Annotated in this window: 18 protein-coding genes and 1 pseudogene; 11 read left to right on the top strand and 8 right to left on the bottom strand. The window is 70.8% G+C overall.

Features of this window, described 5'->3' with window-relative positions; genetic code table 11:
- Positions 1-140: 140 nt before the first annotated feature.
- Positions 141-611, bottom strand: coding sequence for a hotdog fold thioesterase (locus ABT304_RS21240; RefSeq protein WP_160024271.1), 471 nt, complete (start codon positions 609-611; stop codon positions 141-143).
- Positions 612-713: 102 nt separating this feature from the next.
- Here ABT304_RS21240 and polA point away from each other — a divergent pair, with 102 nt between their 5' ends.
- Positions 714-3401, top strand: coding sequence for a DNA polymerase I (polA, locus tag ABT304_RS21235; RefSeq protein ID WP_350718192.1), 2688 nt, complete (start codon positions 714-716; stop codon positions 3399-3401).
- A 421-nt stretch (positions 3402-3822) separates the two neighbouring features.
- Here the strand turns inward: polA and ABT304_RS21230 are convergent, their stop codons facing one another.
- Positions 3823-5064, bottom strand: coding sequence for a lipopolysaccharide biosynthesis protein (locus tag ABT304_RS21230; protein ID WP_350718239.1), 1242 nt, complete (start codon positions 5062-5064; stop codon positions 3823-3825).
- Positions 5065-5264: 200 nt separating this feature from the next.
- On the opposite strand from ABT304_RS21230, the gene ABT304_RS21225 reads away from it, so the two are divergent.
- Both ABT304_RS21225 and ABT304_RS21220 read left to right on the top strand, forming a co-directional pair.
- Complete coding sequence (locus ABT304_RS21225) at positions 5265-6968, top strand: MmpA family trehalose lipid delivery protein (RefSeq protein ID WP_350718190.1); 1704 nt, start codon at positions 5265-5267, stop codon at positions 6966-6968.
- A gap of 20 nt (positions 6969-6988) precedes the next feature.
- Complete coding sequence (locus ABT304_RS21220; protein ID WP_160024268.1) at positions 6989-7144, top strand: hypothetical protein; 156 nt, start codon at positions 6989-6991, stop codon at positions 7142-7144.
- 73 nt (positions 7145-7217) lie between these two features.
- On the opposite strand, the gene ABT304_RS21215 is transcribed toward ABT304_RS21220, so the two are convergent.
- Positions 7218-8336, bottom strand: coding sequence for a glycosyltransferase family 4 protein (locus ABT304_RS21215; RefSeq protein ID WP_350718188.1), 1119 nt, complete (start codon positions 8334-8336; stop codon positions 7218-7220).
- Between the two features lie 173 nt (positions 8337-8509).
- On the opposite strand from ABT304_RS21215, the gene ABT304_RS21210 reads away from it, so the two are divergent.
- Together ABT304_RS21210 and ABT304_RS30865 are read left to right on the top strand one after the other, a co-directional pair.
- A complete protein-coding gene (locus tag ABT304_RS21210; protein ID WP_350718187.1) occupies positions 8510-9307 on the top strand; it encodes a class I SAM-dependent methyltransferase in 798 nt (265 codons plus the stop codon).
- Positions 9274-12483, top strand: a pseudogene (locus tag ABT304_RS30865) (alpha-(1->3)-arabinofuranosyltransferase domain-containing protein); the annotation flags it as partial. The gene ABT304_RS21210 and the pseudogene ABT304_RS30865, both read left to right, overlap by 34 nt.
- A gap of 857 nt (positions 12484-13340) precedes the next feature.
- Here ABT304_RS30865 and ABT304_RS21200 read toward each other — a convergent pair.
- The gene (locus ABT304_RS21200; protein WP_350718185.1) at positions 13341-14549 is read right to left on the bottom strand and encodes an acyltransferase family protein; all 1209 of its coding nucleotides are present in this window, start codon (positions 14547-14549) and stop codon (positions 13341-13343) included.
- A complete protein-coding gene (locus ABT304_RS21195) occupies positions 14549-16471 on the bottom strand; it encodes a hypothetical protein (RefSeq protein WP_350718184.1) in 1923 nt (640 codons plus the stop codon). The genes ABT304_RS21200 and ABT304_RS21195 overlap by 1 nt, the downstream gene beginning before the upstream one ends.
- A 110-nt stretch (positions 16472-16581) precedes the next feature.
- On the opposite strand from ABT304_RS21195, the gene pgfA reads away from it, so the two are divergent.
- Positions 16582-17544, top strand: a complete 963-nt coding sequence (gene pgfA / locus ABT304_RS21190) for a cell envelope lipid trafficking protein PgfA (protein WP_350718182.1) — start codon at positions 16582-16584, stop codon at positions 17542-17544.
- Positions 17545-17626: 82 nt separating this feature from the next.
- On the opposite strand, the gene ABT304_RS21185 is transcribed toward pgfA, so the two are convergent.
- Complete coding sequence (locus ABT304_RS21185; protein ID WP_350718181.1) at positions 17627-18514, bottom strand: class I SAM-dependent methyltransferase; 888 nt, start codon at positions 18512-18514, stop codon at positions 17627-17629.
- Positions 18515-18766: 252 nt separating this feature from the next.
- Between ABT304_RS21185 and rpsA the strand changes: the two genes are divergently transcribed.
- Positions 18767-20248 carry a 30S ribosomal protein S1 gene (gene rpsA / locus ABT304_RS21180; RefSeq protein WP_008361841.1) on the top strand — a complete coding sequence of 494 codons (1482 nt, stop codon included), beginning with the start codon at positions 18767-18769 and terminating at the stop codon, positions 20246-20248.
- A 67-nt stretch (positions 20249-20315) separates the two neighbouring features.
- Here the strand turns inward: rpsA and ABT304_RS21175 are convergent, their stop codons facing one another.
- Complete coding sequence (locus tag ABT304_RS21175; RefSeq protein ID WP_350718179.1) at positions 20316-20477, bottom strand: hypothetical protein; 162 nt, start codon at positions 20475-20477, stop codon at positions 20316-20318.
- An 89-nt stretch (positions 20478-20566) separates the two neighbouring features.
- On the opposite strand from ABT304_RS21175, the gene ABT304_RS21170 reads away from it, so the two are divergent.
- The 4 genes from ABT304_RS21170 to ABT304_RS21155 all read left to right on the top strand — a co-directional run bounded on the left by ABT304_RS21170 (position 20567) and on the right by ABT304_RS21155 (position 24730).
- Positions 20567-21544, top strand: coding sequence for a helix-turn-helix domain-containing protein (locus ABT304_RS21170; RefSeq protein WP_350718177.1), 978 nt, complete (start codon positions 20567-20569; stop codon positions 21542-21544).
- A 41-nt stretch (positions 21545-21585) separates the two neighbouring features.
- On the top strand, positions 21586-22173 hold the full coding sequence (gene coaE, locus ABT304_RS21165; protein WP_160024260.1) for a dephospho-CoA kinase: 588 nt from the start codon (positions 21586-21588) through the stop codon (positions 22171-22173).
- 89 nt (positions 22174-22262) lie between these two features.
- Positions 22263-23555 (top strand): glycoside hydrolase family 3 N-terminal domain-containing protein, encoded by a 1293-nt coding sequence (locus ABT304_RS21160; RefSeq protein WP_350718175.1) that lies wholly within the window; start codon positions 22263-22265, stop codon positions 23553-23555.
- A 35-nt stretch (positions 23556-23590) separates the two neighbouring features.
- Positions 23591-24730, top strand: coding sequence for a DNA polymerase IV (locus ABT304_RS21155; protein ID WP_350718173.1), 1140 nt, complete (start codon positions 23591-23593; stop codon positions 24728-24730).
- 104 nt (positions 24731-24834) lie between these two features.
- Here ABT304_RS21155 and ABT304_RS21150 read toward each other — a convergent pair whose 3' ends face one another.
- Complete coding sequence (locus tag ABT304_RS21150) at positions 24835-25782, bottom strand: sigma-70 family RNA polymerase sigma factor (protein ID WP_160024257.1); 948 nt, start codon at positions 25780-25782, stop codon at positions 24835-24837.
- Positions 25783-25854: the final 72 nt, after the last annotated feature.

Below are 25854 nucleotides of genomic sequence, written 5' to 3'. Positions count from 1 at the left end.
GGTCACAACGCGAAGAGATCGAGCGAGCGCAGCGGGTGAGCTTGCGAACCCGCGAAGCGGGTCGAGATCCAGTCGCTGAGCGAAACTGATTGACGAAGGGCCCCGGAGCGACATGCTCCGGGGCCCTTCGGCGTTCGTTCCTACATCGAGATCCGGTCGGCGTCGATGAGCGAGCAGGTGATCCGCGAGGTGCAGACCCGCTTGCCGCGCTCGTCGGTGATCACGACCTCGTAGGCCGCCGAGCTGCGGCCGAGGTGTATGGCGGTCGCGGTGCCGGTGACGATGCCGGAGGTCGCCGACCGGTGGTGGGTGGCGTTGATGTCGACGCCGACGGCGATCTTGCCCAGGGACGCGGCGTGCATGCCGGAGCCGGTGGACCCGAGCGTCTCGGCGAGCGCGACCGAGGCGCCACCGTGCAGCAGCCCGTACGGCTGGGTGTTGCCCTCGACCGGCATGGTGCCGACGACCTTCTCGGCCGAGATCTCCAGGATCTTGACGCCCATCTTGTCGTTGAGGCCGCCCATGCCGTGGGGGAGCGAGGCGAAGAACGTCTCGCCCGCGGTCTTGTCGGTCGGCGAGACGGTCTGGTCGGTGGTCGATGCATCGGTCATGGATGCATCGTCGCATGTGCCGCACGGGGTCGGGGAGCGGGGGACGCGCGGGTCTCGACCCGCGGTCGCGCCGTTGTCGGTGGTCGTGGATAGAGTCGGACCGTGGCTGACGTGACGCGTGACCGACTGCTCCTTCTCGATGGGCACTCGCTGGCCTACCGGGCCTTCTTCGCCCTGCCGGTGGAGAACTTCTCGACCGTCACGGGGCAGAACACCAATGCCGTCTACGGCTTCACCTCGATGCTGGTCAACGTGCTGCGCGACGAGACCCCGACCCATGTCGCGGTCGCCTTCGACCTGTCGCGCCAGACGTTCCGGCTGGAGGAATACTCCGAGTACAAGGCGAAGCGCAACAAGACCCCCGACGAGTTCAAGTCCCAGCTGCCGCTGATCCAGCGACTGCTCGACGCGCTGCACATCCGCCACCTCTCCCTCGCGGGCTACGAGGCCGACGACATCATCGCGACCCTGGTGACCCAGGGGCTGGAGGCGGGGATGGAGGTGCTCATCCTGACCGGCGACCGCGACTCGCTGCAGCTGGTCACCGAGTCCTCGACCGTGCTCTACCCGATGCGTGGTGTCTCCGACCTGGCGCGGATGACGCCGGAGGCCGTCGAGGCGAAGTACGGGGTCCCGCCGCACCGCTATCCCGAGATCGCCGCGCTGGTGGGGGAGGACTCCGACAACCTGCCCGGCATCCCCGGCGTCGGTCCGAAGACCGCGGCGAAGTGGATCAACACCTACGACGGCCTCGACAACCTGATCACCCACGCCGACCAGATCAAGGGCAAGGCCGGCGACAACCTGCGCGCCCACCTCGGCGACGTGATGCGCAACCGGCGCCTCAACGCGCTGGTGCGAGACCTGTCCCTGGAGGTCGGCCCGGCGGACCTCGGGCGGGTCGAGTGGGACCGGGCAGCGGCGCTGGAGCTCCTCGACGAGCTCGAGTTCCGCGGCGAGATCCGCACTCGGATCACCGACGTGCTCGCCCCGGAGGACGACGTCCCGGTCGACGAGAGCGGGTTCGCGCTCGAGGGCGAGACGCTGGCTCCCGGCGCCGTCGCGACATTCCTCGAGGAGCTCGGGGCCACTCCGGTCGGCGTGCATGTGCGCGGCACCTGGGGTTCCGGCACCGGCCGCGTGGACGGGTTCGGCTTCGCGACGCAGGAGCGGGCTGCGTACGTGGGGGTGGAGGAGCTCACCCCTGAGGACGAGGCCGCGCTGGCGGGCTGGCTCGCGGACGCCTCGAAGCCGAAGATCATGCACGACACCAAGGGGCCCGAGCTGGCGATCGACGCCCACGGCTGGTCCTTGGGCGGGCTGGTCACCGACACCGCGCTGTCGGCCTACATCGTCGCGCCCGACCAGCGCTCCTACGATCTTGCCGATCTGACGCTGCGCTACCTCAAGCGTGAGCTCAAGCAGGAGGACGACGGCGGCCAGGAGTCGCTCTTCGGCGACGACGAGGTCGGCGGCGACGGCGTGGCCAGGACCTCGATGCTCTACGCCCGGGCAGTGATCGACCTCGCCGTCGAGCTCGACTCGGCGGTCGAGGCCGCCGGTGGGCACCGGCTCCTGTCCGAGGTGGAGCTTCCGCTGCTGCACCTGCTGGCGCGGATGGAGAAGACCGGCATCGCGGTCGACACCGAGCACCTCGACGCCCTGGAGCGACACTTCGCCGGCCAGATGAAGCAGGCGGCCGACGAGGCCTACGGCGTGATCGGGAAGGAGATCAACCTCGGTTCGCCCAAGCAGCTGCAGGTGGTCCTCTTCGACGAGCTCGACATGCCGAAGACGAAGCGCACCAAGACCGGCTGGACCACCGACGCCGACGCGCTGCAGCAGCTCTACGTGAAGACCGAGCACCCCTTCCTCCTCGCGCTGCTGCGCCACCGCGACGTCACCCGGCTGCGGGTCACCATCGAGGGCCTGCTGAAGACCGTGCAGGACGATGGCCGCATCCACACCACCTTCAACCAGACCATCGCGGCCACCGGGCGACTCTCCTCGACCGAGCCCAACCTGCAGAACATCCCGGTGCGCACCGAGGAGGGTCGCGGGATCCGCAAGGGCTTCGTCGTGGGAGACGGCTTCGAGTCGTTGATGACCGCCGACTACAGCCAGATCGAGATGCGGATCATGGCGCATCTGTCCGAGGACGAGCTGCTCATCGAGGCGTTCCGCTCCGGACGCGACTTCCACTCGATCACCGCCGCTCGGGTCTTCGGTGTCGACCCCGACGCGGTCTCCAGCGAGCAGCGGGCGAAGATCAAGGCGATGAACTACGGCCTCGCCTACGGCCTGTCCGCCTTCGGCCTCTCCCAGCAGCTCGGGATCGAGCCGAGCGAGGCGCGTGGGCTGATGGAGGAATACTTCGAGACCTTCGGCGGCATCCGCGACTACCTGCGCAGCCTGGTCGAGGAGGCGCGGCGCACCGGTTACACCGAGACCATCATGGGCCGCCGCCGCTACCTTCCCGACCTGCTCTCCGACAACCGTCAGCGGCGCGAGACCGCCGAGCGGATGGCCCTCAACGCCCCCATCCAGGGCTCGGCCGCCGACCTGATCAAGGTCGCCATGCTGCGGGTCCAAGCCGCCATCGACGAGGCCGGCCTCTCCTCCCGGATGCTCCTCCAGGTCCACGACGAGCTCGTCTTCGAGGTCGCGTCCGGGGAGCGGGAGGCGTTGGAGGCGCTCGTACGCGAGCAGATGGGCTCCGCCGCCGACCTCAACGTCCCCCTCGACGTCTCCGTCGGCACGGGCTTGTCCTGGCACGAAGCCGCCCACTGATCGCCGAGGCGTCGCCCCGGTCGGCCGAGACGTCACCCGCGTCGGCGGAGGCGTCAGCTGTGGCGTACGAGATGGCAGTTGTGGGCGACGAGACTCTACTTTCGTCGTCCACAACCGCATTCTCTTCCGTCGCGGCTGAAGCCCGCCGAGGCGTCACGTACGTCGGTCGAGAGGTCACCCGCGTCGGCCGAGGCGGCAGTTGAGGCGTACGAGATGGCACTTCTTGCGGGCCGAATCGGTAGTTGTGGGCGACGAAAGTCTACCTTCGTTGTCCCTAACTGCCGTCTCGGCCGCACTAACTGCCGTCTCGGCCGACGCAAGTGACGCCTCAGCACGCCAGAAGTGCATTCTCGGCCGACGCGGCTGACGTTTCGGACGACGTTAGTGGCGTTTCGGCCGGCGCAGCTGACGCCTCGGCGGGTCAGGGGCGGTGAGGGGTCTGGCTGAGGCGCCAGAAGGTGGTCGCGAGCAGGACGGCGGCGAGGACGGCGTCGACGCTGAGGACGGCCCAGACGAGGCCTTCGACGGTGGTCTGCATCGCGCCGAGGGCGAGGGCGGCGGCGACGGCCATCCAGAGAAGGTACGCCGAGAGCCGGCTGCGCCGGGCCAGGACCGAGTAGACGAGCAGCTGGAGCACGGACAGCACCATGCCGAGGATCGCGAAGACCCAGAGCAGCCCCTCGATCTCGGCGTAGTCGGGGCCGCCGATGAAGATCATCGCGAGCCACGACAACAGCCACGAGCCGGCGATCGCGCACGCGCCGAGACCGCCGACGAGCGCGAGCGACTTGATCAGCGCGGAGCGCCGGCTGGCTTCGGCCGACATCGACGGAAAGGCGATGATCACCACGAACTGCGGTAGGAACAGCACCGCCTTGGTGAGGATCAGGCCACCCGCGTACAGGCCGGAGACGTGGTCGGTGAGCACGTTGCGCGCGATCAGGATGTCGACGTTGGAGAGCGCGAAGAAGCCCAGCAGCGCGAACGAGCCATGGAGCATCTCGACGACGACGGGCTTCACCGGCCCGGGCCTCGCGTCGGTGTCGGCGCGACGTCGCAGCACCCACCATCCGACGATCGCCGGTGCGAACTGGGCCAGCGCTACGCCGGCCATGGCGGCGCCCTCGGTGGGGCGGATCCACATCGCGGCGGTGGTGACGATGACGCGGGGGATCCCCAGAGCCAGGTAGACCATCGCCAGGGCGAGCCAACGGCGCTCGCCCTGCAGCACCCCGGCCTGACCACCCATGATGGTCAGCGGTACGGCACACACCGCGACCAGCATCGCGGGATAGATCGAGTCGAGCCGCAGCACCCGCCACACCAGCGGTGAGGCGGCGAGCATGACGATCCCGACGACGATGGCCGCGCGGTAGGTCGCGCGAAGCACCGTCTGCTCGATCACCCGCTCCTGGCCGGGCGTCTCGGTCACCCGTCGCGACGCCGTCGCCTGCATGCCGAGCTGGACCACGCCGACCACGAGGAGCAGGGACATCATCGATGCGACGCCGCCGTACTGTCCCGGGCCGAGGATCCGGGCGGCGATGATCTGGAAACCGTAGGTCGCGACATTGGTGACCATGATGCAGACGGCGAGGAAGCCGCTGCTGCGGATGAGCGCGGACAGCCTGCGCCGGCGGGCGCTGGTCGGGCTGTCGGTCATCGTGGGCACTTGGAAAGCCTATGGTGCCGTACGCCACATGCCGGCACCGGCATCCGCCCAGGACCGGAACTCGATCGCCACAACTGACGTCTCGCCCGACCTAACTGACGTTTCGTCCGCCACAACTGACGTCTCGCCCGGCGTAGCTGACGTGTCGCGCGACCGGGGTGACTTCTCGGCGTGGGGCTTAGGGTGGCCGCGTGATCGAACGGGCGGCCCCGACCGTGTGGGCGGGTGTGCTGGCGGTGCTGATGCTGGGGCCGGCGCTGGGGGCTGGGTTCGTGCTCAGCTACGACATGGTGTGGGTGCCGGATCTCGCGCTGACCCGGGATGTGCTCGGTCTGGGGTCGGGACTGCCGCGGGCGGTGCCCTCGGACGCCGTGGTCGCGGTGCTGGACGAGGTCGTTCCGGGGCTCGTGCTGCAGAAGCTCGTGCTGATCGGGGCGCTCGTGCTCGCCGGGGCGGGTTCCGCCGAGCTGGTGCGGGAGCGCTCGCTCGCCGCGCGGCTGGTGGTGGTGAGCCTGACCGTGTGGAGCCCGTACGTCGCCGAGCGGCTGTGGATGGGTCACTGGCCGATGCTGCTGGCCTATGCCGCGGTGCCCTGGCTGGTGCTGGCCGGCCGCCGTTGGACCGCGACTGAAGCCGGCCCGGCCGAGCGCGGCCCGGTGTGGCTGCTCCCGGTCCTGCTCGCCGGGAGCCTGAGCGCCAGCGCGGGGATCGTATCGGCCGCCATACTGCTCGCGACCGGTCTGCGCCGGGGCCGGCGACCGGCGCTGCTGCTCGCGATGGTGGCCGCGGTCAACGTGCCCTGGGTGATCGCCGGCCTGACCCACGCGGCGGAGGCGGCGTCGGCGACCGGGTTCGAGGTCTTCGCGCTGCGCGGCGACGCCCTGCCCGCCCCGCTGGCAGCCCTGACCCTCGGCGGGATCTGGAACACCTCGGTCGTCCCCTCGAGCCGCGAGAGCTGGCCTGCGTGGGTGGCCCTGGCGCTCCTGGTGGCGCTGATCGGTGCCGGATTCCGGCGGTGGTGGACCGCCGACAGCCAACGGACCGCGATCCTGGGACTGTGGGTGGCCGGGATGGCGATCGCCGTCGCCGGCTGGGCGGCGCCCGGGGCCCTCGACGACCTCGCCCAGCACATCCCCGGCCTTGCGCTGATGCGGGACAGCGGCCGCCTGCTTCCGCTGTGCCTGCCGCTGATCGTCCTGACCGCCGCGGCCGGGGTCGACGCGCTGCGCGATCGGCTTCCCGGGACCGCACCCCGATGGGCCGCCGCCGTCGCCCTGGCCCTCGCCCCGATCGCCGTGCTTCCCGACGCCGCCTGGGGTCTCGCCGGCGGCATCGGCACGGCCGACTACCCGACGTCCTGGCAGCGGGCCGGCGCGACGCTCGCCGAGGAGACGGCACCGGGTGACGTACTGGTCCTGCCCTGGTCCGCCTACCGGGCGCCGGCGTGGAACGAGCGTCGTCCCGTCCTCGACCCGCTGCCGAGGATGCTGCCCAGGGCGAGCGTGACCAACGGCGATCTCGTCATCAGCAGGACCGAGATCGCGGGGGAGGACCCGCGCGCGACGGCCGCCGCCGAGGCCCTCGCCGCACCGGACCCCGAGGCACGGGCGAGCGAGCTGAGCCGCCTCGGGATCGGGTACGTCATCACCGACCGCACCGCGGGCGAGGCGCCGCAGGTGGCCGGCGAGACCGTCCACGACAGCGGCGGCCTGCTCCTGCAGCGGCTGCCGGGGGAGGCGACCCGGCCGGCCGCCTACACCATCGGCCCGGTGGCACTGACGGCGGTGATCGTCGCGTGGGTGGCGTACGGCCTGGCCTGGCTCGGAGCCACAACATCAACAGTTCTGCTACTGATCAGTATTGTTCGCCGGCCGGCTGCTAAAGTTCGCCGCTAGGAGAGGGAGGTCACATATCCATGGGCAACATCATTGCCATCGTCGCCAGCATTCTTGTCGGCGGCGGAGTCGCCGCAGCGACCATCGTCGGAGTCGTCACCAGCAGCACGGACAACACCGTCGAGAATCCTCCGAGCGTCTCTGAGTCGACGGTTCAGTACGGCACCAACGACTGAGCTCGACGTAGCGAAAGAGGCCCGGCGGTGATCCGCCGGGCCTCTTCTCAGTCTCTACGACAGTCCAGGGCAGTCAGTCCGCGCTGACCACGTGCCCCTGGAGCGCGGAGGCGAGCACGGCGTTGAAGTTGAGCTGGCTCTGCTCCCAGGTGTGCTTGCGCGCGTGCCACCGGGCGCCCTCGGCCAGCTCCTTGCGGCGGATCTCGTCGCCGAGCAGATGGTCGAGCGCGGCCACGAAGCCGGGCTGGTCGTCGACCAGCACCCCGGACTCGCCGTCGTCGATCGACTCGGTCGTCCCGCCCGCGTCGCGGAAGGCGACGGTCGGGGTGCCGTGCTGGGCGGCCTCGGTGACGACCAGACCCCAGCCCTCCTTCAGCGACGGCAGCGCCATCAGCCAGGACCGCTCGTAGACCGCCTCCTTGGTCTCCTCGTCGACATGCCCCAGCATCTCGACGAAGTCGCCGGCCCCCACCCGGGAGACGTACGCAGCCAGCTCGTCGGCCCACCAGCCACCGCCCACGATGCTCAGCCTCAGGTCCGGGTAGGAGGCCCGCAGCGCCACCGCCGCGTCGACGGCGAGCTCGACCCGCTTGTGCGGCACGAGCCGCCCGACGACGCAGATGGAGGGATGCTCGGTCTTCGCCGGCCGGTCGCTCAGCGCCGGCGCGGCGCCGTTGTGCACGACCGCGACCCGGGCGGGGTCGACGCCGAGCGTGGCCAGCTCGGCCCGGGTGGCACGGGAGACCGCGACGTACTGCTTGTGGCGGTAGAGCCGCGGCGCCAGCCACGACTCGACCCACCAGCCGATCCGTCCGGACAGCCCGGGATAGACCACCGGCCACTGCTCGCGGTGGACGTGGTGGACGAGCACCGTGACCGGCGCCCTGGTGCCGAGCGGGCAGAAGAACGGCAGCCCGTTCTGCACGTCGATGACCGCGTCGACGCGGCCGATCGGGCCCAGCCGGCCCAGCGCGAGCAGCAGCACACCCCACAGGTAGATGCTGAGCTTGCCGCCGCGGCGTACGTAGCGGATGCCGTCGCGCTCCTCCCGGGCACGCGCTCCTGGATAGGTGGCGGTGAACACGGTGACCCGTGCTCCCGCGCCCACCAGTCCGGCGGTGATCTGGTGGAGGTAGTGCTCGGCTCCACCGGCTTCGGGATTGTCCGTGTCGCGCCAGCTGAAGACCGCCACATGGCGACCATCCAGCTGCGCTCCCTCGTTGGCGCGCAAAACTCAGTTCTCCCCTGACTCGCAGTTTCCCCGCACTGAGCGCTCCCTCCCCAGGGGTCACGCAGTTACCGGAGAGTAGGACACTTCGTGACCAAATGCACACCCGTTGGGGTAATTCGGTTAGGGTTCCCGCCGTGCCGAACCTCCTCGACCCCCGGAGCGGGGACCAGATGGACGCCCCGGTCGGCAACGACTGGCGGGCGACGCTGCGGCGCTCCGTACGCCTCTTCAGCGACTTCCGCGTGGAGCAGACCGACCCCGCGCGCTTCTACACCGCGCTGGCTGCGGACTCGGTCGGCCAGCTCGCGCACTACACCGACGGAGAGACCCTTCAGGGCACCGTCCTGCTCGACGTCGGCGGCGGCCCGGGCTACTTCCGCGACGCCTTCATGAACGCCGGCGCGACCTACCTCGCGCTCGACGCCGACGCCGGTGAGATGCAGGGCGCCGGGATCGTCGCCGAGGGCAGCATGCTCGGCGACGGGATGCGGCTTCCCGTCCGCACCGGAAGCGTCGACGCCTGCTACTCCTCCAACGTGCTCGAGCACGTCCCGACCCCGACCGCCATGCTCGACGAGATGCTCCGGGTCACCAGGCCCGGCGGCGTGGTCTTCTGCTCCTACACCCTGTGGTGGGGCCCCTGGGGCGGCCACGAGACCAGCCCCTGGCACCTGCTCGGCGGCCGCTTCGCGCGCCGGCGCTACCTGCGCAAGCACGGCCACGAGCCCAAGAACAAGTTCGGCGAGTCGATGTACGCAGCGACCGCCTCCGCCGGGCTGCGCTGGGCGCGCGCCCAGCGCCGGGCGGGCAACGCCGAGATCCTGGCCGCGGTTCCGCGCTACCACCCGGCGTGGGCGGCGTGGCTGATGCGGGTCCCGGTGGTGAGGGAGGTGCTCTCATGGAACCTCCTGCTCGTGCTGCGCAAGACGTGACCCCGGACCCGCCGAGCCCTACCTCACGACTGAGGATCGCGGCGTACGTCGCGATCCTGACCGCGATCACCTTCACCCAGGCCCCGGGCCGGATCGTCGCGGACACCAAGTTCGACCTGAGCGCCGACCCGTGGGCCTTCCTGGCCCGGGCGCTGAACATGTGGGACGCGCAGGGCGCCTTCGGCCAGGTGCAGAACCAGGCGATCGGCTACCTGTGGCCGATGGGACCCTTCTACGGTCTGGGCCAGCTGGCCCAGCTGCCGGAGTGGGTGATCCAGCGGCTGTGGTGGGCGCTGCTGCTCAACCTGGCCTTCCTGGGAGTCCTGATGGTCGCCCGCGAGCTGCAGCTGGGGCGGCCGTGGGCGCAGGTCGCGGGTGCCGCGGCGTACGTCCTGACGCCACGCGTGATGACCATCCTCGGCGCCAACTCGGCCGAGCTGTGGCCGACCGCGGTCGCGCCCTGGGTGCTGCTCGCGGTCATCCGCGCCAGCGGCACCACCACGACGAAGGACCTGGTGCGCTGGTGCGCGGTGGCGGCGCTCGCGGTCGCCTGCGCGGGCGGGGTCAACGCGACCGCGGTCTCGGCGGTGATCGTCCCGGGCGTGGTCTTCCTGCTGACCAGGACCGGTGCCCGGCGGTTCGCCGCACTGGCGCTGTGGGGCGTGTTCACCATCCTCGCCACCCTGTGGTGGACGATCCCGCTGGTGCTCCAGGGCCGCTACATCCCGCCCTTCCTCGACTACATCGAGACCGCCGCGGTCACCTCCTCGACCACCGGCCTGCTGCCGACGCTGCTCGGCACCTCCGACTGGGTGGCGTACGCCGACCCGCTCTACTACCCGGCCGGGCAGAGCCTGCACGCCACGCCCTACCTGGTCCTCGACGCGGCCGCCGTCGTCGCGATCGGGCTCGCCGGGCTGGCCGGGGTCGGCCGCGCGCGACGCCACCCCGAGACCCGGTTCCTGATCGGCTGCGTGCTGGCCGGCGCCGTCCTCGTCGGGATCGGCTACACCGGTGCGCTGGCCGGCTGGGGAGCCGAGGCCCGTCAGGACCTCGTCGACGGCGCCCTGGCCGCGGTGCGCAACAGCCACAAGTACGACGCGGTGCTCCGCCTCGGGCTCGCCGCCGGCGTCGTGCTCACCGTCGAGACCATCCTCTTCCGCGCCGAGCTGGCGCGAGCATCCGGGACGGCCACGAAGGCCGCACAGTGGCTCAGGAGGGTGTTCGTCATCGCCGTGGTGGCCGCGCTGGCCGGCCTGGCGGTGCCCTGGGTGCGCGGCCAGGTGCCGCCACCCGGGTCGATCGAGAACGTCCCGACCTTCTGGACCGACGCCGCCGACTATCTCTCCGAGAACGACGACGGCGGTGTGACGCTCGTGGTCCCGGCCGCCCGGTTCGGCGACTACCTGTGGGGCAGCACCCACGACGAGGTCCTGCAGCCCTACGCCGACTCCCGCTGGGCCGTACGCGGCGTGGTGCCGCTGGCCGAGCCCGGAAACGTCGTCTGGCTCGACCGAGTCACCGAGGAGATCGAGCGCGGCACCTCCAGCGCCGACCTCGCCCCGATGCTGGCCAAGGCCGGGGTGACCCGGCTGCTGGTACGCAACGATCTGCACTGGGGCACCACCGGTGCCCCGCCGCCGTCGCTGGTGCACGCCACCCTCGCCCAGTCGCCGGGGCTGACCCGGGAGGCGAGCTTCGGCACCGAGTTCGGCAACACCACCTACCACCGCGAGAAGGGCACCCGTGTCCTCGTCGACGGGGGACTGGCGGGGGAGTACCCGCCGATCGAGATCTACGAGGTCGACGACGCCACCTCCGACGGGACCCTCATCCCGGCGAAGACGACCGTGATGGGCGACCCGGGCGAGCCCGCCAGCGGGGCGCCGGCGGTGCTGACCGCCGACGACACCCGGTCGGCCGCCGACGGCTCCGGGGAGAGGGCCGATGTCATCCTGACCGACGGCCAGCGGCGGCGTACGACCCTCTTCTCCGGTGTCCGAGCCAACTCCTCCGCGACCCGGACGGCCGAGGAGGGCGTCGACTCCGACCAGCCCGAGAGCTTCCACCGCTACCTGGAGGACCAGGAGCGGTGGCAGAGCACGGTGGTCTGGCGCGGGGTCGAGGCCGTGGAGGCCTCCAGCTCGGCGGCGACCCCGGAGGAGGTCCCGGTCGACCGCGGCCGGGCACCCTCGGCGGCCCTGGACGGCGATCCCGACACCGCGTGGCGCACCGAGACCGGATGGGACCACGATCCCGAGGGCTCCTGGCTCCGGGTTCGGTTCGAGGACGAGACCGACCTCGGCAAGGTCACCATCACCATCCCCGAGAACGTCGTCGGGGTCGAACGGCTCGAGCTCGTCGCCGGCGCCCAGATGCGCAAGGTCTACGCCCCGCAGCCGGGGGAGGAGGCGACGTACGACCTCACCGGGTTCAGCGCGCGCAACCTCACCATCACCGCCCGCGGAGCCACCGCCTACGGCCCGTGGGGGATCAGCGAGCTCGACATCGAGGGCGTGGACGCCCAGCGCCTGGTCGCGCTCCCCGAGCCGCCGGAGGACACCACGATCCGCAAGATCCGGCTCGGTCGCGACGCCGACCGCAGCGGCTGCATCGACCAGGGTGGCGTGCTCTACTGTGAGCCGTTCCTGGCCGCCACCGGCGACGACGGCGACGATCTGGACCGGCTGATCACCCTCACCCGCGGGCAGTCGTTCGACGTCACCGGGACCGTGTCGCTGCGCCGCGACCACGCCTATGCCGCGGCGGCAGCCGCCCTCGCCGGTGGCGACATCACCGCGCCCAGCCGCGGAGACATCGCCCAGTCGGCGCTCGCGATGGCCGACGGCGACGAGGGCACCTCCTGGCGGGCGCCGTCGACCGGCCCGGCGACGGTGACCGTCGGCTTGCCCGAGCGGCAGCGGATCAGGGCGTTGCGGCTCATGGTCAACAAGGCGGCCCCGGTCAGCATCCCCACCGAGGTCGAGATCACCGACCTGCGCCGACCCAAGCGCACGGTCACCCGCGAGGTCGACTCGGACGGTGACATCGAGGTGCCGAGCGGCTGGCGCACCGACCGGCTCCGGATCCGGATCACCGAGACCGACGCCGCCTACGACCAGCCCTCCAGCATGGCCGACGCGTCCGAGCTGCCCGCCGGCATCTCGGAGGTGGAGGTCAACGGCCGTCCGCTCGGCGACGGCACGCTCCGGGCGGGCTGCGCCGACGGTCCCCGCATCCGCGTGGGCGAGCGGGTGCTGCGTACGGCGGTCAACGGGTCGCTCTCCGCGCTGCTGCGCGGTGGCGAGCTGCCGCTGAGGGTCTGCGGTACGGCCCCGATCAACCTCGCCGCCGGCGAGAACACCCTGCTCGCCGACCCGGTGGACGCGCTCCGTGTCGACAGCCTCGAGCTCAGCGCGGAGGTGATCGCGGACGCGGAGTCGCCGGAGGCGGTCGAGGTGGAGCGCGACGAGCGCGACGCCGCGGTCTCGGCGACCGTCTCCGCCGAGGCGTACGACCGGGTCCTCGTGCTCCCGCAGAACATCAACACCGGTGCCACCGCGACCTTGGACGGCAAGGTCCTGCGCGCCCAGCGGGTCGACGGCTGGCAGCAGGGCTGGATCGTGCCTGCCGGCGCCGGGGGAGAGGTACGTTTCGGCTTCGCGCCCGAGGGCACCTACCGTGCCGGGCTGGTCGCCGGTGCGGGCGGCGCGGCGCTGGTCCTGGCGCTGGCACTGGTGACCTCATGGCGCCGCCGCGGCACCCCGCCCAGTCTGGAGGTGTTCCCCGTGGCCGCGCCGTGGCGGTGGTACGACGCCGGGCTGCTGGTCCTCGTGGCCGGTCTGCTCGCCGGCTGGTGGGGCGCCCTGGCCGCCGTGGTCGCCTGGCTGCTGCCGCGCCTGACCGGCCGCCGGCCGGCTCTCGTACGTCTCCTGGCCGCCGGGTCGGGGGCGGCGCTGCTCGCCGGCGCCCTGGCCGTCGAGATCCTCCCGACCGCCTGGGACCTGCCCTGGGACCCGCCCGCCTGGACGGCTCAGGCGCTGTCGCTGGTCGCGATCGTGCTGGTCGCCGCGGCCGCCTCGGTCTCACCGGGCTCTGACGCAGGCTCGGGCTCGGACCGCCGCTTCGGCCGGCGCCCGGAGGGACGCCAGCCACGCAGCCGCATCACCCTGCGCTCGAAGAGGATGTAGGACAGCGCCGCGACCGGGATGGTGACGGCGAGCGTCATCCCCAGGACGGTCCAGAAGCGGTCGTTGAAGGTGCCGAACCCGAGCAGCTCCATGCCCATCAGCAGCACGAACATGTGGATCGAGAAGATGCCGTAGGAGATCTCGCCCAGCGCGCTGGGCACCGGACCGGCCAGCCAGCGGCGTACCGGACCCTCGAGCTCGGGCCCGAAGACGAGCGGGAAGATCACGCACACCGCGACCGCGCCGTAGAGCACGCACTTGAGCGCGGACTCGGCCGGCGTCGGCGCATCCACCAGCCCGATCGGGCCGGTGATGGGGGTGCAGGCCGCGACGAAGAGCCCCAGCGCCAGCAGCCACCAGCCGGCCAGGTCGCGCGCGGCGGCGTCCAGCCGCGCGCGCATGCCCGGGTCGACCGAGCAGGCAGCGAGCGCCGTGCCGGCCAGGAACCACGGCAGGTACGCCGGCAGCCACTCGGCAGCGAACGGCTGGTCGAACCAGGTCCGGGCGCCCGCGGCGAAGGCCACGCCGCCGATCGAGAGCAGCAGGCAGACGACCAGCACACGGCGTACGTCCAGGCGGTCTCGCGGCGTCAGCAGCCGCACCACCAGCGGCAGCGCGAGGTAGAAGGCGACCTCGGTGCACAGGCTCCACATGTGCGCCAGGCCGTAGGCGTGCGTGTCCTGGGTGTAGATCTGGGTCAGGGTCAGGTTGGCGATCCAGCCGCCGACGCCGACGTCGGAGTTCGCCGGCGCGGCGATCAGGCAGACCGCCACGACGACCCAGTAGAGCGGCAGGATCCGCAGCGCGCGCTTCCACAGGTAGCGTCCGGTGCTCGGCGGCGGCGCTCCGGCGGCGCTGGCCGCGAACCACGGTCTGGCCAGCAGGAACCCGGAGACCACGAAGAAGAGCGCCACGCCGAGGTCGAAGTGGGCGAGCATCGCCCCGGTCCAGCCCTGCGGGTAGCGGCCGGTGTGGAACCCGACGTGGGTCAGCACCACCATCAGCGCGCCGACGGCGCGCAGCGCGTCGAGCGTGAGGAATCGGCGGTCCATCAGCCGTCCTCCTCAGGCCCTGAGATCGGATCACCGAACGGCACCACGCTGCCGACCTCGATGCCACCCAGGCAGGGCTTCGATCCCGGAGTCAGGCTCTGGAGGCTGATGGTGTCGAAGCGTCCCTCGCCCGTACGCAGGTAGAGGCTGCGGAACCCGGGCTCGACGTCCACGTCGTAGGAGTGGTCGCCTGCGGTCACGCGCATCCGGCCGGCGTCCTTTTCGGCAGCCACGTAGGCGACCCGGATCCACCACCCGGCGCCGTCGACGCCACCGTCCAGGCCGACCTCGAGGGGTGTCTGCCGCACCCGCAGCTTGCACTTGTCCGGGCTCGGTGTCGGGTCGACGGCGCCGACCGAGCGTCGCTCGGGCTCGACCAGCGCCGGCCGGATGTGACCGTCCTTGTCGACCAGGTAGAGATTGTCGGTGCTGGCCCGGGGGAACGCCATCTTGTCCGACAGCGGCCGGAGCACCCGGCTCACCTGGTTGTAGGGGTATGACGCGCCCCAGACCATCCACTCGGGCACCGGCCCGTCCGCCATCGGCAGCGGCTCCTCGACCTCGGCCAGGTCGGCGCGGACGGTATCGATGTAGCGACGGGTGTTGTCGTCGTCGTGCCAGCCCTGGACGTAGGAGTAGGACGAGAAGAGCCCCAGCGCGGCGACGACCGCGGTCGCCACCGCGACCCGTCGTGGGTTGTCCAGGAAGGGTGACGTACGCGTCGGGGTGAGCGTCTCCACCGCCCCGCGCAACGGCAGCGTGGCCAGCGCGAGCGCCATCGCGGTGACCGCGATCGTGTCGGTGAGGTAGCGGTAGGCGAGCGCGATGTCGGCGCCGACCCCGCCGGCCCGGATGGCGGTGATCAGGGCGATGTCGATGACGAGGATCCCGCCGACCAGCCACCAGGCCCGCAGCGCGATCGAGCGGGTGCGGGCGAGCTCGAAGGTCAGCAGCGCCAGCACGCCGACGGCGAGCACCGAGACCACCGCGCCGGGCTCGGCCCAGCCGGCGGAGTTGCCCTCGATCCACTTCCACCGCAGCGGCCCACCGACCGCGCCGGGCGCCCACGACTCCAGCAGGAACCGCTGCGCGACCAGCGCGAACCCGTTGGCGTCGGAGCTGCCCGACGCCTTCGACGATCCCGCGCCGAGGGTGAGGTAGGCGATCACGGAGCCGATCGAGACGACCCCGTAGAGGAGCACACCGGGCAGATAGCGGCCCAGGATCGTCCGCAGCCGGGTCAGGATGTCACCGGTGGCGAACCAGCCCAGCGCCAGCACGGCGTACGGCCAGAACAGCAGCATCGCCTTCTCGCCGAAGGCGATGGCGGCCAGGGTGATGAGGATCGTCAGCAGAGCCCAGCGGAACCGCCGCGTACGCAGGTAGTTGAGGTGTGCCCAGGATCCCCAGAAGATCGCGGCGAGGAACGGCAGCTGGGTGATCCCGGGACCCCAGGACAGGAACGCCGGCAGGCTGATCGAGCTGAACAGGAACAGCGCCAGGGGCGGCAGGATGCCGCGCCGCTTCCCGAACGCGGAGCAGAGGAAGACCAGCGCGCCCAGGTTGGCGATCGCCTGCAGGACGAGGAGCTCGACGGCCGGATAGGCCCAGGCGTAGGGGTCGAGGCCGAAGTTGTAGGCCGTCAGCGCGAACGCGCCCGGCATCAGGTGCCCGGCGAACCCGTGGAAGAGCAGGTCGGCCGAGAGGCCGTCGGACATCAGCTTCGACATGAAGTTGGCGTCGTCGAAGCGGTACCACGAGCCGCTCAGCGCCCAGGCGCGGAAGGCGAGCTGGGCCACGATCAGGGCGAGCGCGGTCGCCACGACACTCCGGGGAGTCGCGAGCAGGCCGTCGGCAGCGGGCGCGTCAGTAGGCCCGCCGGTGTGCCCGGCAGCGGTGGTGGTGGAGTGGGGGGAGGACACGAAGAGGAAGTGTCGCACAGCGGTTTGTGACCCGTTGCACACCGGACCGGGTATTGCTGCTACGGTTCGCGGATCGAGGGGGGAACTGAGGCCTTGGGAGGGGCAAAAACATGCGAAGAGTGATTGGTTACATCTTCTTGCTGGTCGGCGCGTTCGCGCTGGTCGCTGCCGCGGTAGCGGGCTTCTGGGGCCGGGACGCCGCGGCGACCGTGCCGCTCAACGTCAACACCACGACGGTCCTGGACGGCACCGCCAGCGGCGCGCTGGCCAAGTCGGATACCCCAGTTCCGGTGAAGTACACCCGGACCACCGAGGCGGCTCCGAAGGAGTCGACCGACGACGTCGTCGTCTTCGTCGAGGCCGGCTGCATCATGATCCAGGAGGGCGACACGCCCCCGTGCGCCCGCGCCGAGGACGACGATCGAGTGGTGATCACGACCGAGCGTGCCTACGCCATGGACCGCAAGAGCTCCGAGGTCGTCGAGGACCAGGCCAAGTACGTCGGTGAGGACCGGGCCGTCGACGGCATGACCGGCCTGGCCGGCAAGTTCCCGTTCGAGACCGAGCGCCACGACTACGAGTACTGGGACGACACGCTCGGCACCACCGTCATCGCCACCTACGTCGACGACGCCGACGTCAAGGGCGTGAAGACCTACCAGTTCGAGGTCTCCGCCTCCGAGGACGACGTGTCGCTCTCGGCAGGAGAGGACGAGGTGAAGGACACCGAGGACGACATCCGGGGCACCTACGAGGCCACCCAGACGATCTTCGTCGAGCCGACCACCGGCTCCTACATCGACCAGAGCGCGACCCAGAAGATGGTCACCAGCGATGGCACCGTGCTGATCGACGCTGACATGAGCTACTCCGACGAGACCGTCTCCAACAACGCTCAGGACGCCAAGGACAACATCGCCCAGCTCAACCTGATCGGCACCTGGATCCCCGTCGGCGGCGTCGTCGCCGGCCTGATCTTCCTGCTGATCGGCCTGTGGCTGGCGCTGCGCGGCCGCAAGCCCAACGGTGGCGCCCACGCCGCCGCGGACGACCGCACCCTGGTCGACGCCTGAGGCTCAGCACGCACCAGCATCGACGTTCGCGGGCCCGGGAGCTTCCAGCTCCCGGGCCCGCGCTCGGCTTTTGTGAGCGGGTCTAGCCGCCCGCCAGGTCGGCACCGAAGATCGCGGTCCCGGGGGTCAGCAGACCGCGGGTGCGCGACCAGCCGCCCCAGACCCGCTCGTGGTCCTCGGGCCACTCGGGCTCGACCAGGTCGGTGATCCGGAACCCGGCGCCGGCCAGCAACGAGACCCAGTCCCCGAGCGTGCGGTGGTGCTCGACGTACGACACCTTGCCGGTCTCGTCGTCGACCTCGACGTAGGGGGTGCGGTCCCAGTAGGACTGCGCCGCGATCAGGCCCTCGGGACCTGGGTCGTCGGGGAACATCCACCGCGTCGGGTGGGTGATCGAGAACGCGAATCGGCCGCCGGGGCGTAGGACGCGGGAGGTCTCCGCGAGCGCGTGGGCGATGTCGCTGACGAACTGCAGCGCTCCGAAGGAGCAGAAGACCACGTCGAAGGCGTCGTGCGCGAAGGGCAGGTCGGTCGCGGTGGCCTGCACGGCGGGCACGACCACGCCGGTCTGCTCGTCGAGGCGCCGGGAGTGCTGGAGCTGGCGGCCCGAGAGGTCCAGGCCGATCGCGCGCCCGCCCTGGGTGTTCACCCACCGGGAGCACTGACAGGCGCCGGAGCCGAGCTCGAGCACGTCCTTGCCGCTGATGTCACCGAGGATGCCGAGATCGGCCTCGGTCAGGCCCTCCGGACCCCAGACGAACCCGGCCTCACCGAGGAACGGTCCGTGCGTGGCCTGGTACTCGTCGGCGTAACGGTCCCAGTCGGGCCCGTTCGCGCGGCGCGACTCGGCTTCCCCGACCGTACGCCGCTCGGCTCTGACCACAGGGCCGGTCGTTCCGATGGTTTCGATCGCGCCGAAGGGATCGATGGGCGCCTCCGGTCGAACGACCGGGCTGATGGCTTGGTCCACGGCTACAGGGTATGCCCAGCGCGGTGACGTCGACAGTTGGACGGGGCCTGTGGCTGGAGCGTAGGCTAAGAAACTGCGTCTGAAGTCTGCCCGGGTCCCAGACCTAGTGGACCTTGGCTTGCTACCTCGACCGCCGGTTAACGCCGGGCGACGAAGCCTGTTTGTGCTGGTGCCGGCGAGGGGTGGCCGACCCGAGACTTGAGCCGTGTGTGACCCGACGATATCTGTCCACCCAAGGAAACCACCTCCCTTATGACGAGCACGCTCAACATTCCTCTTCCCGACTACGACGCGCCTCAGGTCGCGATCAACGACATCGGGTCGGAAGAGGACTTCCTCGCCGCGATCGACGAGACCATCAAGTACTTCAACGACGGCGACATCGTGGACGGTGTCATCGTCAAGGTCGACCGGGACGAGGTCCTGCTCGACATCGGTTACAAGACCGAAGGTGTCATCCCGTCGCGCGAGCTCTCGATCAAGCACGACGTCGACCCGTCCGAGGTTGTCGAGGTCGGCGACAAGGTCGAGGCCCTGGTGCTCCAGAAGGAGGACAAGGAAGGCCGCCTGATCCTGTCCAAGAAGCGCGCGCAGTACGAGCGCGCCTGGGGCACGATCGAGCAGGTCAAGGAGGAGGACGGCGTCGTCGAGGGCGCGGTCATCGAGGTCGTCAAGGGTGGTCTCATCCTGGACATCGGCCTGCGTGGCTTCCTCCCGGCCTCCCTCGTCGAGATGCGTCGCGTCCGCGACCTGCAGCCGTACGTGGGTCAGACCCTCGAGGCCAAGATCATCGAGCTCGACAAGAACCGCAACAACGTGGTCCTGTCGCGCCGTGCCTGGCTCGAGCAGACCCAGTCCGAGGTTCGCCACGGCTTCCTGACCCAGCTCCAGAAGGGTCAGATCCGCAAGGGTGTCGTCTCCTCGATCGTCAACTTCGGTGCGTTCGTGGACCTCGGCGGCGTCGACGGTCTCGTCCACGTCTCGGAGCTGTCCTGGAAGCACATCGACCACCCGTCCGAGGTCGTCACCGTCGGTGACGAGGTCACCGTCGAGGTTCTCGACGTGGACATGGACCGCGAGCGTGTCTCCCTGTCGCTGAAGGCGACCCAGGAGGACCCGTGGCAGCACTTCGCCCGCACCCACCAGATCGGCCAGATCGTCCCGGGTAAGGTCACCAAGCTGGTGCCGTTCGGTTCGTTCGTCCGCGTCGAGGAGGGCATCGAGGGCCTGGTGCACATCTCCGAGCTGGCCGAGCGCCACGTGGAGATCCCCGAGCAGGTCGTCCAGGTCAACGACGACGTCATGGTCAAGATCATCGACATCGACCTCGAGCGCCGTCGCATCTCGCTCTCGCTCAAGCAGGCCAACGAGACGGTCACCTCGACCGACGTCGAGGAGTTCGACCCGACGCTCTACGGCATGCCGGCGACCTACGACGACCAGGGCAACTACATCTACCCCGAGGGCTTCGACCCGGAGACGGGCGAGTGGCTCGAGGGCTACGACGAGCAGCGCGCGAAGTGGGAGGAGCAGTACGCTCAGGCCCACGCTCGCTGGGAGGCCCACATCAAGCAGCAGCAGGAGGCCGCCGAGAAGGCTGCCGAGGCCGGCGAGGCCACCTCCTACTCCTCGGGTGGCTCGGTCGACGAGACCGTCTCCGAGGACGAGGGCGGCTCCCTCGCCTCCGACGAGGCGCTGCAGGCTCTCCGCGAGAAGCTGACCGGCGGTCAGTGATCATCGCGAGCTGATGCTCTGAGAACGCACGAATGCCCGGCCCCTGAGGGGCCGGGCATTCGGCGTTTTAGGGCCACCTGACGCCTGGCAGGCTGCTCTGCGGCTCGAAGGCCGGGTCGGTGGCGTGCGACCGGGGCGCGGTCTTGGGGCGGTCGCTGCGGACGGAGGCGAAGGTGGCGTACGCGGCGACGGCGAGCAGGGCGATGAGGACGATGAGTACTGTGTTCATGGCAGTAATTCTTCGCTACCAGGTATTCCTGCCACATTGGCAGAAATGCCTAAGTTGCGCGATTTCCTGCCAACTGGCACCCTTCTGAGGTGCTTAGGAACGTCGCTGCGGTGATCTGGGACGGTGTCGCCCCCTTCGAGTTCGGTGCGGTCTGTGAGGCCTTCGCCATCGACCGGCGCGATGACGGGGTGCCGTTCCTCGACTTCGGAGTGTGTGCGCCGACGGCGGGCATGGTGCGCACCAACCTCGGCTTCATGCTCGAGGCGCCGCACGGTCTGGAGCGGTTCGAGGAGGCCGACCTGATCGCCATCCCCGCGTTCGGCGGCCCGGACGGGTCGCTGCCTGAGGAGGTGCGGCAGGCCCTGTTGCGCGCTCACGCGCGCGGTGCCCGATTCCTGACCGCCTGCTCAGGCGCCTTCGCGCTGGGGGAGGCGGGCCTTCTCGACGGGATCGAGTGCACCACCCACTGGAAGTACGCCACCGAGCTGCAGCGGAGGTTCCCGGAGTCGAGGGTCGTCCCCGAGGTCCTCTACGTCGACACCGGCCAGATCGTCACCAGCGCCGGCACCGCCTCCGTGCTCGACGCCGCGCTGCACATCTGGCGCCAGGAGTACGGTGCCGCCGTCGCCTCGGCGGTGGCCCGGCGCATGGTCGTCCCGCCGCAGCGCGACGGGGGACAGGCGCAGTTCATCTCCCACCCCGTGCCCGACCCCGACGCGGAGACCCTGGGCCCGCTGCTGGCCTGGATCACGGCCCATCTCCACGAGGAGCTCGACGTGGACTCGCTGGCCCGGCAGGTGCTGATGTCGCCGCGTACGTTCGCCCGCAGGTTCCGTGCCGAGACCGGGGCGACGCCCTATGCCTGGATCACCGCCCAGCGGGTGCGCCGGGCCGAGGAGCTGCTGGAGCGCACCGACCGGTCGGTGGAATGGATCGCGGGCGAGGTCGGCTTCGGCAACGCCGCGGCACTGCGCCACCACTTCACGCGCGTGCGAGGGCTCTCCCCGCAGGCCTACCGGCGCCGGTTCGCCTGCAGCGACAGCCTCGACTCGGCCATGCCGGCCTAGGCGGCGTGAGGCGCCGACGGCGGTCCCATTAGGTTGGGGCCATGCGCGTAGGACTCACCGGCGGGATCGCCTCGGGGAAGAGCACGGTGTCGGAGCTGCTGGCCGGGTTCGGGGCGGTGATCGTGGACTCGGACAAGATCGCCCGGGAGGTCGTCGAGCCGGGCACACCGGGGCTCGCCCAGGTCGTGGCGGAGTTCGGGCCGTCGGTGCTGACCGAGTCCGGTGCGCTCGACCGGGCCAAGGTGGGGGAGATCGTCTTCGCCGACCAGGGTGCCCGCGAGCGGCTCAACGCGATCGTGCACCCGTTGGTCGGGGCACGCTCCGCGGAGCTCGAGGAGGCCGGCCGAACGGCCGGGAAGCTGGTCGTCAACGACATCCCGCTACTGGTCGAGGTCGGCTACGCCCCCTTCTTCGACGAGGTGATCGTCGTCGACGTACCGGTCGAGACCCAGGTCGAGCGGGCGATCGCGCGCGGCATGACCGAGATCGACGCCCGGGCCCGGATCGCCGCGCAGGCCAGTCGCGAGGATCGGCTCGCCGCGGCGACGTACGTCATCGACAACACCGGCACCCTCGACGACCTGCGGAAGCGGGTGCAGGAGATCTACGACGCACTCGCCGGTTCGTGAGATGGGTGGGGGTTGCTGACATACTCGGCCGCGTGACTGGGGGCAAGCACACCGATTCAGAGGATCAGCGGCGTCGGCCGAGGCGTTGGATGCGACCGGTGATCGCAGGTGCCGTGCTGGCCCTGGCGGCCGGTGCGGGCGCGGCAGCGGTGACCGTCGGCATGCCGACGAGGGTCGAGGACGAGCCGAACAGGCCGGCCAATGCCACCACGAGGACCGACCCGACGAAGGACACCACGCCGCTGGCCTGGGGACCCACGCGCGGAGAGCTGGCGACCGCCCGCGAGCTGGTGTCGGGCTGGGACGAGGAGCAGCTCGCCGGACAGGTGATCGTCGGCCGCTACCACGGCACCGACCCGGCCAAGGCCGCCAAGATGGTGCGCAAGCTCCACCTCGCCGGCGTCAGCGTGACCGGCGAGAACGTCGTCGACGAGGCCCAGGTGCGCGAGACGACCGCCGCGGTCTCGCGTGCGGTGGCGGCTGACGGCCGCTCGTTCCCCGCGGTGATCGGCGTCGACCAGGAGGGTGGCGTCGTCTCCCACCTGCGCGGCGTGGCCACCGAGTTCCCCGAGTTCGCGCGCACCGGCGATGCCATCGAGGCGAAGCCGGGCAAGGGAGTCACGGTGACGACCGAGGCGGCGCGGACGACGGCGCTCGAGCTGCGCGACCTGGGCTTCACCTGGGCGTTCGCGCCGGTCGCCGACGTGACCGTCGGCGCGGCCGATCCGACGATCGGCTCGCGTTCCCCGAGCGAGGACCCGAAGATCGCCGCGACGGCGGTCTCCGCGGCCGTGCAGGGCTACAACGCCGCCGGTCTGGTCTCCACCACCAAGCACTTCCCGGGCCACGGCGCGGTCACCGGTGACACCCACCTCGGGCTCCAGGAGCTCGACTTCGGGAAGAAGAAGCTCAAGCGCCGCGACCTGGTACCGTTCGACGCCGCCGTGGATGCCGGCGCACCGGCCGTCATGATCAGCCACGTCGACGTCAAGGCCGTGGCCCCCGGGAAGCCGGCCAGCATGGCGGCGCCCATCTACGACCTGCTCCGCAAGGACCTCGGCTTCGACGGCATCGCCGTCACCGACTCCTTGGGCATGGGCGCGGTCACGACCACCACCAAGAAGCCCTCGGTGGCCGCCCTCGAGGCCGGCGCCGACCTCCTGCTGATGCCGGCCAACTCCAAGGCCGCCCACCGCAGCGTCGTCAAGGCGCTGCGCTCCGGTCGCCTCGAGCGCTCGCTCGTCGAGGATGCCGCCGCGAAGGTCGTCGCCATGCAGCTGTGGCAGCAGCGCACCGCCGGTGCGGTGCCGGTTCCCGGTGACGTACGCCAGCAGGCGGAGCGGGCCTCCGCGGCTCTCTCCGAGGCCGCCTCGCAGGGCTGACGCCTCGCTGCGGCGTTTCGTGGCACCATCGACGCATGACGTTGGTGCTGCACGTCGACCTGGACCAGTTCATCGCGGCGGTGGAGGTGCTACGCCGGCCCGAGCTGGCCGGCCAGCCGGTGATCGTGGGTGGGCGCGGGGACCCGACCGAGCGGGCGGTGGTCTCGACGGCCTCCTATGAGGCTCGGGCGCACGGGGTGGGCTCCGGGATGCCGCTGCGGCTGGCGGTGCGGAAGTGCCCCGACGCGGTGCTGCTGCCGGTCGACCACGTGGCCTACGACGAGGCCTCCGCGGGCGTCATGGACACGCTGCGATCGCTGGAGTGGGGCGGCGTACCTGTCCTGGTCGAGGTCCTCGGCTGGGACGAGGCGTTCCTCGGGCCCGGCCCCGACCACGGCGACCTCGGCGATCCGGTGGCCTTCGCCCAGGACGTACGCGACCGGGTGCTCGAGCGCACCCGGCTGCGCAGCGGCGTCGGAGTCGGCGACAACAAGCTGCAGGCGAAGCTCGCCACGGGGTTCGCCAAGCAGCGGGTCGACGGTGCCCTCGCGCGTGAGGCCGGTGCGGGCGGTCACGAGCCCGGGCCGGGCGGGCAGCTGCGGGGGACCGGCGTCTACCGGATCACCCACCAGACCTGGGACGCCGAGATGGGGCACCGTCCGACCGACGCGCTGTGGGGGATCGGGGCGAAGACCGCGAAGCGGCTCGCCGGGCTCGGGATCGAGACGGTCGCCGACCTGGGAGCGGCCTCGGCGGAGCGTCTGGCCGCCGAGATCGGCCCCACGACCGGCCCCTGGCTGCGCCGTCTGGGCCGTGGCGCCGACTCCAGCCCCGTGGACCCCTCGCCGTGGGTCGCGCGCGGCCACGGCCACGAGGAGACCTTCCAGCAGGATCTCGTCGAGTGGCCCGACATCGTCGCCGCGACCCGCCGCCTGTGCGGCGAGTGCCTCGCGGACGTGGTGAAGGAGGGTCGCCCGGTGACCAGGGTCGAGATCAAGGTGCGCCTCAAGCCGTTCTTCACCGTCACCCGCGGCCACAAGCTCCCGGAGCCCACCCTCGACCCCGACCGTCTCGCCGAGGAGGCGGAGGCGCTCCTGGAGCGGGTCGAGAAGGACCGCCCGATCCGCCTGATCGGCGTACGTCTGGAGATGGCCCCGCCGCCCGGCGGCTACTGACCGCCGAGGCGTCGCTCGCGCAGGCCGAAGCGTCACATACGCAGATCGAGTTGGCACCGCAGTGCCAACTCGATCTGTTTAAGTGACGCCTCGGCTGTGGGTGGCTACGCCGCGAGGTCGGGGTCTGCGAAGCGGCGCAGCTTCTGCAGGGCCTCGCGCTCGAGCTGGCGTACGCGCTCGGCGGAGATGCCGTGCTTGACGCCGATGTCGGCGAGCTTGTGCTGACGGCCGTCCGTGAGCCCGTAGCGGGAGCGGACGATGTCGGCGGAACGCTCGTCGAGCTGGCCGACCAGCGAGTTGAGCCGCTCACGCGACTCGACGTCGATGACGTCCATGTCGGGCGACGGTGAGGACTCCTGAGCCATCAGGTCACCCAGCGAGGTGTCGCCGTCCTCGTCGATCGGCGTGTCGAGCGAGACGTGGTCACGACCCCAGGAGAGCAGGTCGAGGACGCGGTCGATGTCCATTCCGAGCTCGGCGGCGATCTCCTCCGGCTCCGGGTCACGGCCGAGCTGACGCTCCAGGGTGCGGCGGGCGCCGCCGACCTGGTTGAGCTCCTCGACGACGTGGACCGGGAGCCGGACCACACGCGCCTGCTGCGCGATGCCACGGGTGATCGCCTGACGCACCCACCACGTCGCGTACGTCGAGAACTTGTAGCCCTTGGTGTAGTCGAACTTCTCAACGGCCCGGATCAGGCCGGTATTTCCTTCCTGGATCAGGTCGAGCATCGGCATCTGCGCGCGGCCGTACTTGCGCGCGATGGACACCACCAGTCGCAGGTTGGCGTTGATGAACTGACGGGTGGCGCGGTGGCCTTCCTCGGCCAGCCACTCCAACTCGGCTCGGGTGGCTCCACCGGGTGCTTTCTTGCGGCCGACGCGGCCCTCGGCCAGCAGATGCTCGGCCATCAGGCCGGCCTCGATCGCCTTGGACAGCTCAACCTCTTTGGCAGCATCCAGGAGCTCGTTGCGGGCGATCTCGTCGAGATACAGCCCGACGCTGTCACGGCCCTCGATCTCTCGGGTGGCAGTGGCGGTGCGTGTCGCCATGGGAACCTCCTCACGGTGAGGTTTGTGGCCTCACGGTGGTTTCAACGCTTCGCCCCTCCCAGGTGTTCCCTG

This window comes from Nocardioides sp. NPDC000445 (assembly GCF_040300245.1).
Lineage (GTDB): Bacteria > Actinomycetota > Actinomycetes > Propionibacteriales > Nocardioidaceae > Nocardioides.
Note: the sequence above shows the minus strand (reverse complement) of the source record. Positions and strands in the feature narration are given on the sequence as shown.

What these genes read in the sequence shown, in the direction of transcription:
- rpsA (WP_008361841.1), top strand. Translation starts at nt 18,767, where the DNA reads ATGACGAGCACGCTCAACATTCCTCTTCCCGACTACGACGCGCCTCAG.
- coaE (WP_160024260.1), top strand. Translation starts at nt 21,586, where the DNA reads ATGCGCGTAGGACTCACCGGCGGGATCGCCTCGGGGAAGAGCACGGTG.
- ABT304_RS21200 (WP_350718185.1), bottom strand. Translation starts at nt 14,549, where the DNA reads ATGGACCGCCGATTCCTCACGCTCGACGCGCTGCGCGCCGTCGGCGCG.
- ABT304_RS21230 (WP_350718239.1), bottom strand. Translation starts at nt 5,064, where the DNA reads ATGACCGACAGCCCGACCAGCGCCCGCCGGCGCAGGCTGTCCGCGCTC.
- ABT304_RS21220 (WP_160024268.1), top strand. Translation starts at nt 6,989, where the DNA reads ATGGGCAACATCATTGCCATCGTCGCCAGCATTCTTGTCGGCGGCGGA.
- ABT304_RS21175 (WP_350718179.1), bottom strand. Translation starts at nt 20,477, where the DNA reads ATGAACACAGTACTCATCGTCCTCATCGCCCTGCTCGCCGTCGCCGCG.
- pgfA (WP_350718182.1), top strand. Translation starts at nt 16,582, where the DNA reads ATGCGAAGAGTGATTGGTTACATCTTCTTGCTGGTCGGCGCGTTCGCG.
- ABT304_RS21160 (WP_350718175.1), top strand. Translation starts at nt 22,263, where the DNA reads ATGCGACCGGTGATCGCAGGTGCCGTGCTGGCCCTGGCGGCCGGTGCG.
- ABT304_RS21155 (WP_350718173.1), top strand. Translation starts at nt 23,591, where the DNA reads ATGACGTTGGTGCTGCACGTCGACCTGGACCAGTTCATCGCGGCGGTG.
- ABT304_RS21150 (WP_160024257.1), bottom strand. Translation starts at nt 25,782, where the DNA reads ATGGCGACACGCACCGCCACTGCCACCCGAGAGATCGAGGGCCGTGAC.
- ABT304_RS21240 (WP_160024271.1), bottom strand. Translation starts at nt 611, where the DNA reads ATGACCGATGCATCGACCACCGACCAGACCGTCTCGCCGACCGACAAG.